At 33.6% G+C, this 14,509-nt stretch carries 12 protein-coding genes and 1 pseudogene; 2 read left to right on the top strand and 11 right to left on the bottom strand.

Features of this window, described 5'->3' with window-relative positions:
• Positions 1 to 25: 25 nt before the first annotated feature.
• The 3 genes from dacB to C2I06_RS06250 all read right to left on the bottom strand — a co-directional run bounded on the left by dacB (position 26) and on the right by C2I06_RS06250 (position 3,461).
• Positions 26 to 1,516 (bottom strand): D-alanyl-D-alanine carboxypeptidase/D-alanyl-D-alanine endopeptidase, encoded by a 1,491-nt coding sequence (dacB, locus tag C2I06_RS06260; protein ID WP_095328813.1) that lies wholly within the window; start codon positions 1,514 to 1,516, stop codon positions 26 to 28.
• A 93-nt stretch (positions 1,517 to 1,609) separates the two neighbouring features.
• Positions 1,610 to 2,419: an Fpg/Nei family DNA glycosylase gene (locus C2I06_RS06255; protein WP_123257696.1), complete on the bottom strand. Its 810-nt coding sequence runs from the start codon at positions 2,417 to 2,419 to the stop codon at positions 1,610 to 1,612.
• A 460-nt stretch (positions 2,420 to 2,879) separates the two neighbouring features.
• Positions 2,880 to 3,461 (bottom strand): NAD(P)H-dependent oxidoreductase, encoded by a 582-nt coding sequence (locus tag C2I06_RS06250; RefSeq protein ID WP_123257695.1) that lies wholly within the window; start codon positions 3,459 to 3,461, stop codon positions 2,880 to 2,882.
• 122 nt (positions 3,462 to 3,583) lie between these two features.
• Here C2I06_RS06250 and C2I06_RS06245 point away from each other — a divergent pair, with 122 nt between their 5' ends.
• Complete coding sequence (locus tag C2I06_RS06245; RefSeq protein ID WP_123257694.1) at positions 3,584 to 3,958, top strand: winged helix-turn-helix transcriptional regulator; 375 nt, start codon at positions 3,584 to 3,586, stop codon at positions 3,956 to 3,958.
• A gap of 408 nt (positions 3,959 to 4,366) precedes the next feature.
• On the opposite strand, the gene C2I06_RS06240 is transcribed toward C2I06_RS06245, so the two are convergent.
• From C2I06_RS06240 to C2I06_RS06230, 3 genes are all read right to left on the bottom strand, one after another.
• Positions 4,367 to 4,804 carry a GNAT family N-acetyltransferase gene (locus C2I06_RS06240; RefSeq protein WP_123259122.1) on the bottom strand — a complete coding sequence of 146 codons (438 nt, stop codon included), beginning with the start codon at positions 4,802 to 4,804 and terminating at the stop codon, positions 4,367 to 4,369.
• Between the two features lie 269 nt (positions 4,805 to 5,073).
• Positions 5,074 to 5,799, bottom strand: a complete 726-nt coding sequence (locus tag C2I06_RS06235; RefSeq protein ID WP_123257693.1) for a lysozyme inhibitor LprI family protein — start codon at positions 5,797 to 5,799, stop codon at positions 5,074 to 5,076.
• A gap of 515 nt (positions 5,800 to 6,314) precedes the next feature.
• Positions 6,315 to 7,208 (bottom strand): NAD-dependent epimerase/dehydratase family protein, encoded by an 894-nt coding sequence (locus C2I06_RS06230; protein ID WP_123257692.1) that lies wholly within the window; start codon positions 7,206 to 7,208, stop codon positions 6,315 to 6,317.
• 488 nt (positions 7,209 to 7,696) lie between these two features.
• On the opposite strand from C2I06_RS06230, the gene C2I06_RS06225 reads away from it, so the two are divergent.
• A complete protein-coding gene (locus C2I06_RS06225; protein WP_338134272.1) occupies positions 7,697 to 8,830 on the top strand; it encodes a serine hydrolase in 1,134 nt (377 codons plus the stop codon).
• Positions 8,831 to 9,194: 364 nt separating this feature from the next.
• Here C2I06_RS06225 and C2I06_RS06220 read toward each other — a convergent pair whose 3' ends face one another.
• From C2I06_RS06220 to C2I06_RS06200, 5 genes and pseudogenes are all read right to left on the bottom strand, one after another.
• Positions 9,195 to 10,217 (bottom strand): STAS domain-containing protein, encoded by a 1,023-nt coding sequence (locus C2I06_RS06220; protein ID WP_123257690.1) that lies wholly within the window; start codon positions 10,215 to 10,217, stop codon positions 9,195 to 9,197.
• Between the two features lie 66 nt (positions 10,218 to 10,283).
• Entirely contained in the window at positions 10,284 to 10,874 is a 591-nt protein-coding gene (locus C2I06_RS06215) for a branched-chain amino acid aminotransferase (protein ID WP_095328806.1), read from the bottom strand.
• 116 nt (positions 10,875 to 10,990) lie between these two features.
• Entirely contained in the window at positions 10,991 to 12,328 is a 1,338-nt protein-coding gene (locus C2I06_RS06210; RefSeq protein ID WP_095328805.1) for a DEAD/DEAH box helicase, read from the bottom strand.
• Between the two features lie 156 nt (positions 12,329 to 12,484).
• Positions 12,485 to 13,542 (bottom strand): annotated as a pseudogene (locus C2I06_RS06205) (undecaprenyldiphospho-muramoylpentapeptide beta-N-acetylglucosaminyltransferase).
• 97 nt (positions 13,543 to 13,639) lie between these two features.
• Positions 13,640 to 14,440, bottom strand: a complete 801-nt coding sequence (locus tag C2I06_RS06200; protein WP_095328803.1) for an HAD family hydrolase — start codon at positions 14,438 to 14,440, stop codon at positions 13,640 to 13,642.
• Between the last annotated feature and the right edge of the window lie 69 nt (positions 14,441 to 14,509).

The raw sequence follows: 14,509 nt of genomic DNA, 5'->3' as shown, positions 1-14,509 counted from the left end.
GAACGGATATTTCAAAGCAGCCACCTCAATATTCTGCCAATGTTTCCATTATCTTATCCTCAATCTTTTTTCCCTTATCTTCATCCGTTAGATGGTTCAATAAAATAGAAAAAATATATTTCTTGCCTGTTTTGCTTTCCATGTAGCCAGATAATGAACTTACAGAGGTAAGTGTCCCCGTTTTTGCGAGGATTTTTCCTTTAGTATTCTCAGAATTCAATCGATGGCGCAGTGTTCCGCCAATCATTTTTTCCTCGTGACCTGATACAGGTAATGATTGACTAAATGAGGGAAACCATGGTTGTGCTTGTACTTCATATAAAAACAAACTTAAGTCGTTTGCTGAAATAAAATCTATAGGCGATATACCGGACCCATCTCGAATAACCATCTTAGTTGGATCAAGATGAAAAGCCACTAATTCTTCTTCTAAGGCCTCGAGTCCTTTTGCAAAGCTACCTTCTCCTTTTTTGACTACTCCCAATTCCTTGATTAATGTCTCAGCAATTGTATTATTACTTAATTTCAGCAATGGAAGTAGCAATTCACGGAGAGGAATCGAAGAATGAGTGGTAAGGATAGAAGCAATTTGTGGTGTTCTTCCTTTTTTGACCACCCCTTTCCACTGTATTCCTTCTTTCTTTAAAGCTTGTTGAAACACATCTAATGTATAGCTTGTAGGATCATGAACAGATACCCACTCTTTTTTTAAGGAATCGTCAATTGGAAGGCTTCCTGTTATTGTTACTACTTTACTGTTATGTTCTCTGTTAACTTTTAAACTTGCAGCAGATTCTTTATCTGCTGTTATACCATTATTGACAATTTTAATTTCGCTTGTTCTTGGCAAAGTATTGATTATGACGGGTTCATTTTTTTTCTTACCAGGTTTTATTTCAAGCAATACAGTACCTGCGTCATATTCTTTATCTGGTGATAGTGTTAAAGCGGAAATTGGGGCCCCGTAATAGGTAGATTCATCACTCCATGCCAAATCACTTGAAAAAGGAATGTTGTCATACCAGGAGTCATCGCCTATTATATCTCCATCTATATAGCTAATCCCTTTCCTTTTAATTTCTTTCGAGAGTTTTGCTAAATCAGAGGCTAAAAGGCTTGTATCCCCATTTCCTTTTATGTATAAGTTTCCTTTTAAATGAGCATCTTCTACTCTTCCATCTCCATAAATTTCTGTAATAAATTGATAGTCTTCTCCTAAAATGTTCAATGCTGCTGCTGAAGTTAGTAACTTCATATTAGAAGCTGGCGTTAGTCGTAAATCGGCCATATGTTCATAAACAATTTTCCCTGTTTCTTGTTCGCGAATGCTAATTCCTGCTAAACTTCCTTTTAGTTCTGGTTCTATATTTAACAGTGATTCAAGTGCCGTGGACAATGTAGCTTTTTTATGATCTTCTGCTGCGAATACTTTCGGTGAAAATGTGTTAGGTGTGCTTCCAGACAAGAATATAGAGAATAACATTACTACTATTATTCCCTTTTTCCATAAAGTCATCTTCTCACTCCTTATACTTCTCCTTGATAAAAGTGCGTTGAGTTGTTAAAAGTATATTATGTCCAGGAATTGCAGAATTATCCGCATGAATAATTAAAACTGACAACCTGGACAATAAAAACACTTTTTAGAAGATACTTTTATAAATACTATTTTGTGCTGACACCTTGGACATATTTCTCCTTCTCTGTCATATACTTTGCAAAGCTTATCATATCCTCCGGTTTTTTTATCCCCTATATAAAGGGGATGCTCCATATAACCACCCATATGAGTTGCCGCTCTTAATATTTTCAGTATGGAATTATAGAGCTTATTTAGCTCCATTTCTTTTAAATCCTCTAGTTTCCGAGTCGGTAAGATTTGCGCATCAAAGCAGATTTCATCGGAGTAACAATTGCCAATACCTGAGATAAAATGTTGATCGACTAATTTAAGCTTTATTGTCCCCTTCCTAGAGTTAATGATGTTTTGAAAGCTGTTTTCAGTAAAATGAGGTTCAATAGGATCTGGACCTAAGTCGTTCAGCCTTTCTTTACATTCTTCAAGAGTTAGTAAATGTAGATAACCTAATCGGAGTCCAATAAAATACAAGTGATTTTCTCCAAATGTTAGTTGGATTTGAATGGTTCTATTTGGTTTTTCTTTTTCGGTTCCAAAAAACATCCATCCACCTAACATTAAATGCAATAGAAGAACCTTTTGATTGTTTAAGTAAAAGAGTAGATGTTTCGCACGCCTTTCCACGCGAAGAATAGTAGTATTCACTAATTGATTCTCAAATGATTGTTTCGTAATATTAATGGACTTTTCTCGGTTAACGGCTATCGAGGTAATGGGTTGAGTGGTAATCAATTTATTTAATAAGATTTTATAGTTTTCCATTTCTGGCAATTCCGGCATTTATTCATTCTCTCCTTTTTATTTCCTCCCTTATTTTTGCCAAAACCATGAAAAACTATTTATGACACTTTATGATCAATATGTAAAGTTTGTAAATCCTTTATTTAGATGAGAAACTTGCTCGTATTCAACATCCAGACTAACTACTGGGTTCGTTGTTTCTCTTCCTCTTATAAATTACTCACCTGTAACCCCTATTCTTTCTTGAAGTATCATATATTCGCAGTTATACAAGATTTACGTCCCAACCAGTCTCAAACACTTTCTGCAAGCAGGGGGGCTGACAGTTTAGTTGAGGGTTCAATGGCTCATGCCCCCGTACGTCCTGCTATGGCTACTGATATAAAAGATTTTGTTAATAAAAGGTCAACCATTAAAACTGGTTAACCTTATAATACGTACGCACCCATTTCTTTAAGTACATTTTTTCAGAAACGTTGTCTTTTCCGTCCATTCTACTTTAAATTTCTTGGGTTATTTCTCTTAAAAATTGCTTCCTCTTCTCATCTGTTGTTAAGTTAACTCTAGAAAAATGAATCCATTTAGTGTATTCGTTTTTAACTCCCAGGTCAGCTAAAGTTCGGTTAATGAAAACTCCTTGAATAGCATTGCCTCCTTCAGATTCAATATAATCTTTATCCGTTGTAGAAGTTGAAATCACAGTTGTTTTTTCTATATTTGTCAATAACCCTTTCAAAGCACCTGTTGTTTTATCCTCTAGAAAAGCGAATCCGCTCAACATCACTTTATCAATAAACCCTTTTAGAATAGCAGGTAAGTCCCACCACCAGACAGGAAATATAAAAATCAACTCAGTTGCCTGACTCAATTTTTTTTGATAGTCCTTAACTAATTCGTAAGGTGTTTCTCCTCTATTAAATTGCGCCAATTCTGCTGCTGTAAATACGGGATTAAACCCGTCTTTATAAAGATCGATCACTTGAAATGTTTCTTTCTTAGCTTCTAAGTCTTTCATGATAGAAGTTAAGATTGCATGATTATAGCTTCCTTCCCATGGATGTGCATAGACAATTGTTTTCATTACTAGTTCACCCTTCTCCCTTTTTTGCATTATATTTTGATGTACATTCATCTTATTGTATGCTATATATTTTTACAAGTACGGTAATTAAAGTGCGATACTAACCTAAAGGAGAGTGCATAATGGAAAGAGAATCTTATCTATTTGAAGGGAATTTGAAGGATACTGGTTTTGGATATACTTTGTCATTAATTGGTGGAAAATACAAAATGACAGTTTTATATGCTTTATATTTAAACAATAACCCTATTCGCTATAACCAGTTGAAACGGAGGCTTGGCAATATTTCTTTTAAAACACTAACCAATACATTAAAGGAACTAGAGAGTGATCAACTAATTAATCGGAAGGAATATCCTCAAGTGCCTCCAAAAGTAGAATATTCTTTATCAGATAAGGGTTTGTCACTGATTCCTGTATTAGATGCAATTTGCTATTGGGGGGAAGAACAATTGGATAAAAGGAAGGAAGTCACGATGAAAGGGAACAATAACTAAATAAAGCTGTCTGGTCAGCAGCTGTAGATTTATTTTGCATAGTCTTAAACAATAAACATACTCAGGATTATGAAAAAGAATTGATCATTTACAAGCTGCTGTTTATTGTTTAATAACAAGCAAACAACAGTGCCTTTTACTAGAGTATTAATAAATTGAATATATGAAGTTATTTTAGGTGAAAATACCAATGTTTATAATGTAGAAAGTATATTTTCGGAGGTTGTTTTACGAAAGGAAATGGAAAATGTATGTTTAAGTGTTGTTTAAACCAGGGGTTTCTTCTATTGTCTCAGCCACACAAAGAATGCAAATTATGTTAACCTAATCTTTCGCGTTAATATCTGAGCAAAAAGGTAGCTTGGCTACCTTTTTGATTAACACTCATTAATAAAATAAGTTAGTCTCTTATAACTGTAAACTCATAGTAATTGTCCTGATGTTAAATCCCAATTTCTCATACAGTTTAATTGCGTGATTCCCTGAAAATGCACTTAGACGGATTTCTGAATATCCATCTTGTTTTAGATGGTCAATACCTGCTCTCATTAACAGTTTGGAGATTCCTTTCCCTCTGAATTCTTCTATAACAAATAGCTCGTAAATAAATCCATTCATCCTATCAGTAAATTGGTCTTTGCTTGTCCCTATAAAAATCCAGCCCATTATTTTGTTGTTTTTTGTGGCTATTAAATAGTAGCTTCCTTTTTCCAAAAGTGGTTTAACAAGCTGGTCAATTTTTTCCTTCGTAGTTTCAACTTGTCCTAAAGTACCATCAAAAATAGCTTGTGGCGAAAGAGATAATACCATTTTTAATTCAAGATCATTAGGTTTTCTAATATCCATTAATTGCATCAGTCCTTTCATTTTCTTTTATTCAAGTGTAGCATAAATATTCTTAAGGCTATTATGCTACACTTGAATTCTAATTGAGCTTACCTGTCATATTTGTGCATATGAAATCTTCTCTTCACTTATTACAGGAATGAGCCTGTTAGTAATAGTGCAAAAATAGCATATTACTCGAGCTCCCCAGACTTCTCTTTTTCTGCAATTATTGAATATTTAAGAATCCTAACATGATTGAAAAAGATAATATGCTGCAACTCTTTTTATTAATCCGTTATAAACTTGTTAACTAATTCATAACATCGTTCTTTGGTTAATTCGTAAGATGATATATAATAAGCAACCCACTCATTGGTTTTTCCAGCATATTTTTGTCTCTCTTTATCTGCCTCAGCTTCTTTCTGTTCTATCCATTTGATTTCTTCCATTTGTAAACTCTCCAATGTCTTAGGAGATAACTCTTTCTTTAGTAAATCATATATCCTATTTAAAGCAATGTCATACTTCTCATCAGAAATTCCATAATAGTTTTTCATGGCATTAGTTGTACCTGTATCTGAATATTTTTTATCTGGTAAGGAATCCAGTTCTCTCTGGATGCTATCTAGTCTCTCTAAAAACTCTTGTCTACTTCCCTCTATTTTGTCGGGTAAGGCAGTAAGTTCTTTTTGAATATTATCTAAAACCTCTTCCCTTTTTTTGTTCATTTTATCTGGTGTGCTTGTTTCTGGCTTAATTTCATTTTCCTTTACTTCACTAATTGAATTTGTCGAAAATTCTTTGTCTGAATTATTATTTGGTTCAATATGATCTTCTTTCTCCGGATTGTTAATACTATTTTCATCAGTTTCTGAATCATTAAATGTATCCGTATTACTTGATGTATTATTTGGTTCAGACTTATTATTGTTTGAATCATCAATAGATGATTTGCTACAAGCTGTTATGCCTAGTAAAAAAACGATGAATAGGGTTATTGAAATTTTCTTCATACTTCCAACTCCATTTTCTGTTTAAAATAAATCACACTAAGTATTGGGCTTTCTCTCTACTTAATAGGCAAATAGCCACTTCTTTAGGTCTACCTCTATAAATAACAGATTATCAACAATGATTTGCCTTCTTCAACACGACTGCGCATGATAACAGAAATGCTTTTCTTTAATTTAAGAAAGCACCCGATAGTTTTTTGTTTTTTAAATTATAGAAAAACTAACAGATAGATTAAATTGTGTTAGTTTTTCTATTTTTTGTTAAAACGAGCCTTGTAATATATATAATAGGAATCAATAGAAATGCCAGTGACATTATGTTTGATTTACTATAAAACCATAAATAAAAATTACTGTACAAATAGCTAGGATAATAAGAGTGATTCTTTCTAATAAAGATAACTTCATGGTTTACACGCCGCCCTTGCCTATTTTAGATGTAAATATGGTGAAATAGGATAAATATATATGCTTAGTACTACTAAGATTGTTTTTTAAAAAGTTCCCGTTATTTATTAGTTAATATATGTATTGTGCTCCAACGCAAGTTTCTTAAGGTTAGAAATAGTTTCTTCCAATGTTTTAACTGGCATATATCCTAATCCTTTGATTTTTTTATTAGAATAAATTGGACGTTCTAATCTGCGCTCTGGTAGTATATATTTTTTACCTATAGCATTTATTAATTCTAATCTATATTCTTTATCAGGATAGTTTCCATCAATTGCATTATAAATTTCACCACTAATACCCTTTAATATAGCGACAAAAATCATTTCAATCAAATTATCTCTATGTACCCATGGTATAAGGTCATCTGGATTTACCCAGTTAACAATGTCGGTATTTATCATCCGTTCAACTTGTCTATCACCCCAATAGGAGTTTTTCTCTGCACAAATCGCTCCAGGTCTTAAAATGATTAAGCCGAGTCCATTATTTTTATACTTATTAAGAATTCTTTCAGAATGAGCTTTAGTCTTAATATATACTTCCGGATGACTTTCTGTAATTGGTAAATTTTCATCAAAATATCCCTCTGTTGGCTCGCCATAAACGGATAAAGTTGATATATGTACAAATCTCTTTATACCTAATTCTATTGCTACGCTCGCTAAATTTTCCACACCAATTACATTTGAATTCATCGCTTTCTCTAAATCCTCGCCTAAATAAGCCGCACAATGAATAATAATATCAATATCTTTAGCTGCTTCTACTAATGAACCTCGATTAGTAAGTTCTCCTATAATTGGTTCTATGCCGATTTCTTTCATTTCTTTATAACTCTTTTCGTCTCTTACTAACCCTTTGACCATTGCACCTTCCTTTAAATATCTTTTTGCAACCTCACCACCTAAAGTCCCTGTTACTCCTGTAATCAATATCTTTATATCAATTATTGACATTCAAATCTTCCTTCCTATTTTAATATTTACCTGTAAGAAGAAAAAGCTTCTTCACTAACCAGTAGTACAAAAAAATATATCTAAACTCAAAGCAGAACTATCTTCTAAGCTATAGCTCTTTAACTATTTCTAACTAAATATAACAAAATATTCTAATTTGAGTAGTAAGTATAAAGCAAGTTTATTTCCTATGGTAGTATAAATTAACTGTTTTCATTATTTCTTGTGGTGAATCAGCTAAATTAATGATTAATGATTGCTTTACAATTGCAAGAAATCTCCAAAGTATTCATAAACATAAAGAAGATTGCTAAAACCTAAAAGTAAATAATTCTCCACAAGCGAAACGGGACCAATTGTTTTATACCACCTAGGAAAATTAGAGACTATGAAGAAGAGAGAGGAATATTACCCTTAAAATTGAAACTTATCTATCCTATTATTCGTAGATAGATTACAAATAGAAAATGAGGGAGATTGTCTTGAAAATGACACTATGGATTACAATAGGTATTATCGTTTTGCTAAGTTTCATGATCGGAATGGGAATTTATATGTTTAAGAAGGAAATTAACAAGGAAGATCCTGATTATATTTTTCAATTTATTAAGGAAAATGCAAAAAGTGAAAGAGTTGCGCTTTCGATCAACTATAATAAACAAAAGTGGGTAAAAGTTAATCAAAATAAACAGTTACCTTTAGCAAGCACCGTTAAAATTATTATCGCCATGGAATATGCACGACAGGCAGCAGAGGGGAAAATTGATCCGTTGCAGGAAGTTAGTTTAGAGGAACTAAACAGCTTTTATATTCCTAAAACAGATGGTGGAGCACATGAAGCTTGGATTGCTAACCTAAACGATGGTAAAGAGACAGATAAAGTTCATTTAAGTGAAGTAGCTAAGGGAATGATTGCTTACAGCTCAAATGCAAATACCGAATACTTAATTCATGTGCTAGGGCTTGAAAATATTAATACTTCTCTAGAAAGCCTAGGGATTTCAAATCATGAACCTTTGTATCCGATAGTAAGTGCGTTGTTTATCCCTACCCAGCTAATGAAGGAGCAAAATATAACTAAACAAGAAATGCTCGAAGTAATGAAAAGTATGGATATTTCTGAATATCGTAAAAGAGCGATGGATATACACAATAAATGGCTGAACCACCCTCCAGCTGCTGAAGAAAAAAAACAAATAGTGAATACTTTAGACATGGATGTTCAAAGAATATGGTCTAATCGTTTACCGCGATCAACTTCAGAGGATTATGTCTATATTATGGAAAAACTAAATAACAAAACATATTTTGATGAAAACACCTATAAATATCTTGATCCAGTAATGGAACAGTTAATGGAAAATCCAAACAATCGAAAATGGCTTGTTCATGCAGGGCAAAAGGGTGGATCTACTGCATTTATTATTACAACGGCAATGTATGCTACAGATAAAGACGGTAACCAGACTGAGTTGGCCTTTTTTGCAAATGATTTGACTTCATTTGAACAAACAAAACTATCTCGAAATTTGAATGGCTTTAAACTGAAATTTTTAAAAGACGCTGAATTCCGAGCACTAATACAAAAAGAATTATCTGCTCTAGAAAGTCGAATTCCTTAATGTTGATAGGAATTCGACTTTCTAGATTGTAACTTACTTCGTATGATATCCTCATTTAGTCGGCAGATCCCATTATGTTCTTAAAATATTAATTACTCCTGCCAAATCTAGATAAGAGAGTTTAGTGTTTTTCTTTAACATATTCTACAAGAAGTTTAGAATCTTCTTAAGTTAAATTCTCTCAGATTCAATCTGTTTAAGAGAATCCATAGCCTGTGGGGATAAGACATTTGGAGAATAATTCTAAATGATGCATGAATGTAATTGCAGGCACTCTCTTAATCGGATAAACCAAAACCCATAGTTTAGCAGGAAGGTTAATTCTCTTAAGCTATGGGGATGGATACTATTTTATTTCGTTAACTCAGGGTTGTTTCTCAATCCGATAACCAAGAGCTTCAATTGCATATTCAATGCCTTGTTCTAATGTCGCAAAGGTATGGATATATTTTAAATCAACGCCTGATTGAATAATTTGCACACTTAAATGTGGATTAATCCCTACGAGGATGCATTCCCCGCCAATTAATTCAATTGCTTTTACCAATTCCTGCAGTCGAAAAATAATAAACTGATCGAATTCGCTTATTCCAGTTAAATCAAGAAGTAAATAACTTGCTCGACGCTCGGAAAATTCCTGCAAACCTTTTTGCAGTAAATCTTCAAAACGCTCTTCATTAAATTTCCCAATTAGCGGTATAGCGAGGATGCCTTTCATGACAGGCATGACTGGTGTAGATAAATGCCTGATCAAAGTGGATAGCTCTTTCGTGCGGTCCTCAACTATTGTTTCTAATTCTGTAATGTATTTTGTTTCTTTCCCTCTTACTAGTTCATGGACACTTTGATGGGGAGTGTGGTTAGAAACGAATATGTTTAATTCATCATATTCATCTCCCCTCGTTTGACTTTTAGTTAACTCATACCACATCTTTTCTTTAAATAGTCCGCTAAAAACACCTGCCCAATGACTCGGTAATAATACAGCAGATTGGCTTGGATTTAAAGATTGGAAGATTCGGTGCTCCCATGAATTTTTCAAACGTACCGTTACCGTTTGCTTGTCTTTGTTAAACGATGTTATCGTTACATTTCCCCAGCCCGCACTTGAATATATTTCACTATATTTCTTGATAATTTCTTCAATGGAAAAGCGATTTTGATAATAATCATTTACTAGCAGTCCCATCCGGAAACCAGTTGTCTCAAAAACGGCATTAGATGCATCAGGACCGGAAATTTCCATAATGGTGCTTAAAAAAATCTCAAATGCATTATCCCAAAATAATAGTGCTGGAGCGCCGTCAAAGTGGAATACACCGTTTTCGCTATTCCATGAAAATTCGCTAGATTTGATCTGTATTTTTTGATTTGATTCTTTTGTCAAGTCTCTCCCTCGCTTCCAAACATTCGAAATGTATCTAATTTTATCCGGTTTCAAAACAAAAAAGTGCTATGCTGATAATTTTTCATTTAAAGAGAATAAAAATAAATAAGCTAATTTTAACGCATCCCCGATTTGCATTTCTTTATCGAAGCCGTTGATTTTTTCTAACGGGAAATTGACATCCCAAACGCCATCGTTACCATTGAACATTAATTGGTAAGGCGTGTCATCACCTATTAGTTGATTCTCCATAAATGCTCGAATTTCTTTTTCTGTTTTTTTAGGACTCTTTAATCCACATAAAACTTCATAGGTACCAAAAACAGAATCAACTTCTATGGACATAGAATCGATAGAGACAATGTCAAATGCTTTTGTCTCTACATAGAGATAAATGTCTATATTTCTCTCTAAATAGTCTACAGTATCCTCAAGAATCCTCTCTTGAGCATTTTCCTGCACCACTTCGTCTGTTTCTTTATTGGCAAGCTCCATATATAAATCAGAAAAACGCTCAGCTGTCTGTTCCATCACCATATGATCGTCTGCAAGGCCTTCTTTTCTAACATAATTCATTTCCTCTTCGAAAAGAACTACTTTTCCTGAATTTAGTGATTTGCACTCTTCTATATACTTATTTATTTCTTTTTTTAACAATGGAATGAACTCCCTTCATTATACAATCGTTTTTTCTGGTAGAAAATTAGGATAGCTAAGCCTAAAATTCTCCCTTTAAATCCTCAAAAGGAACCTAAAGCAAAGGGGAACCTTCTTTATCTTTTTCCATCTCGTTTTTTAGGTTTCGCCCATTTTTTTGTTGGGGATTGACTTGAATTACCCCTATGTTTATTGTTTGTTGAAAATGACTTACGCTTATTGTCACTTCCCTTTTTATCTGATTGAGACGAACGAATAACTTCGTCCTTCTTTTTTGTATGGCTTTGTTTTTTGTATGGCTTTTTCGCTGGTTTAGATTCTTCGCTTTGTTTAGTTGAATCTGTCTTTTTGGGTTGCTGTATTTTTTCTATTTTTATATCTAATTGATTCTCTATTGAATCTAACAATGGTCTATCATCAGATGAATAAAAGGTAACTGCATATCCTTCTGTACCAGCTCTTCCTGTTCTGCCGATTCGGTGGACATAAGACTCCGCATCTTGCGGAATATCATAATTATATACATGTGTAATTCCATCAATATCTAAGCCTCTTGCTGCTACATCTGTCGCAATTAACAATTGGAATTTTCCATCACGAAATGCTTTCATTACTTGCTCTCTTTTTGTCTGCGATAAATCCCCATGTAATTGACCACAGCTAAATTTATTTGCGAGCAATACTTCATATAATTTAGTTACTCGACGTTTCGTCCTGCAGAAAATGACTGCCATATACGGATTTGCTTCCTTCACTAAGGTCATTAATGTACCTTGCTTGGCACGATCAGTTGTATGTATACTTACTTGCTTAACGGTTTTTGCTGGTCCTTGTTTTGCTTCAACAGTAAAATAGTCGGCGTTTTTCGTATATTTCTTCGCAAGTTTTTCGACTTCCCTTGAAATAGTCGCGGAAAATAGCATTGTTTGTCTTGACTTAGGGATACGTCGCATAATATAGCTAATTTCTTCTAAAAAGCCAATATGAAGCATTTGATCTGCTTCATCTAAAACAAAATAGGAGATTTTGCTTAAATCAATTGTTCCTCGTTTTATATGGTCAATTAATCTTCCTGGTGTCGCTACGACAATGGAAACGTCTTTTTGTAAGACTTTCAACTGTTTGTCGACATCTTGTCCCCCGTATACAGCAAGAACATTTACTGCTTCCTGTTTCATTTTCATGATTTCATTCGTTATCTGAATAGCAAGTTCTCTAGTTGGGGTTAAAATTAGTGTTTGTATATGATTTGCATCGATAATCATTTTTTCTAAAATCGGCAATATAAAAGCAAAAGTCTTTCCTGTACCTGTTTGTGCTTGCGCAATTACATCGCTTCCTTTAAGGAGTGGTGCAATAACCTTTGCTTGAATAGGGGTTGGCTGTTTTATTCCTTGTTTATGAAGTTTTTCAATAATTGTTGAAGACAATCCAATGTCTGTAAATGATTGCATGGATTTTACCTACTTTCCGTTCAAATATACGAATTCCATTTTCTTATTTTGGCTTTTTCTATCAAAATTATCAAGTGAAATCATCTTCTGCATAATGAAAAAGACTACAAGTAGAGAGGAAGATGCAAACTCTACCTATAGCCTGATACATGTATATTAATAGCGATTTAATTCTTTTATAATTTCTTCTAAAGCATTTTTGCTTTTGTTCTTTTCCATCTTTTCTGCCATACCTTGCTTATTTTCTTGCATTTGTTTTAAGGTATGAAGAAAATGCTCTTTTGTTAATGCTTCCTCTTCTATCATATAGGAGTAACCATTTTCCGTAAAGACTTTCCCATTTAATATTTGATCTCCTCTGCTTTGCTGTTTGGTTAATGGAATAATAAGCATAGGAATTTTTAAGGCAAGAAATTCAAAAATAGAATTAGATCCGCCTCTCGTAATAACGAATTCTGTCGCTGCTAGGATATCAGCTAATTCATTATAGACATACTCAAATTGTTTGTATCCATTTATCCCTGCATGATCTTCTGAAAGATTTCCTTTCCCACATAGATGCACAATTTGATAGGATTGTAATAATGTATCTAAATTATCACGAACGATTTCATTTATTTTCTTGGCCCCTAAACTCCCCCCCATAATTGTAAGAATCGGCTTATGACTAGTAAAACCAAGGAAGAACTTCCCTTTAGAGGCAGATCCAGTTAGTATTTCCTTTCGAATCGGAGAACCGATTGCTTTACTTTTTTCTTTTGGCAGATAATGTAAGGTTTCTTCAAAAGATGTAAAAATTTTTGAAGCAAAACGGACAGACAATTTATTGGCTAAACCTGGTGTTAGATCACTCTCATGCAGAATGACAGGAATTTTCAACTGGCGGGCTGCGATGACAACAGGTACAGATACAAATCCACCTTTTGAGAAAACAACATTTGGTTTGATTTTCTTTAAAATTTTTCTTGCGTCATAACAGCCTTTCATTACTTTGAATATATCTTTTATATTTTCTTTTGATAAATATCTTCTTAATTTACCACTCGAAATAGAATAATATGGAATGTCAATCTTTGCGATTAAGTCCTTTTCAATCCCCGCTTTACTGCCAATATACAAAATATCCCAGTACTGTTTATTTAATTCATTTATGATAGCGATATTAGGGGTAACATGGCCGGCAGATCCCCGCCTGTAAACACAATTTTCTTCAAAGTAGATTCGACTCCTATTCTTCGTATCGATTTTCACAGCGAAAAAGCCAGAAGTTAGTATAGAGATCCCGGCTTTAACTAGTCTAATATATGATGGTTACACTAATTTCAGAATCTTTTCAATGGCGTATGCAAACCCATCCTCATTATTACTTTTCGTAACGTCGCTTGCTCTTTTTTTGATTTCTTCAGGAGCATTTTCCATGGCAAAAGATCTTGTTGATACTTCAAATTGTGTAATATCATTACCTCCGTCACCAAATGAGTAAATCTCATTAAAAGTAAGGTTCCGAAGATTTTCATACCGTCTAATCGCTTTCCCTTTTTGTGCATCAGTTGATGTGATTTCACAGTTGTTAGGAAAAGAAGAGGAAAACGAAATAGCCTCATATTTTCTAAGCATTTCTTTAACGTGGTCGATTTTATCTAGCTGTGTTTCATCGACAACGGCGATTAACTTATAAATTTTTACATCCTTTAAATGCAGGATCGCCTCATAATCTTGTTGATCAAAGAGTGTTTGAATCTCATCCCATGATTTGCCGCGAAGCATTGGCAATGTTCCTGGAAATCCACCTTGATTCGTATAAACTAGAACTCCTACTTCCAAGTTTTGTAATACTTTAAGTAAAGTTTGATATAAATCAATGGAAATTTGTGTTTCATATAGTAGCTTTCCTTTTTCGTCGTACATCATGCTGCCATTTAAACAAAAAATGGGAAGTTCTAATTCTTTTACGCCGTCTACTTTAATAACATCTGCGTATTGACGTCCTGTATTTAAAATTACTTCTATATGTTGATCCTTTAATTTCTGAATAATCATTCGGTTTGCTTCAGATATTTGATGATGGTCATCTAGCAAGGTACCATCTAAATCTATTGATACGCATTTCATTATTCATTTTCCCCCTAGTAATTCCAACAATTGTTTCTTTCAATATTGTAGCATATTTGCATACTACTT

The organism is Niallia circulans (genome assembly GCF_003726095.1).
GTDB lineage: Bacteria > Bacillota > Bacilli > Bacillales > Cytobacillaceae > Niallia > Niallia circulans_A.
The sequence above is the reverse complement of the archived record's forward strand: the minus strand, read 5'-3'. Positions and strand labels throughout refer to the sequence as shown.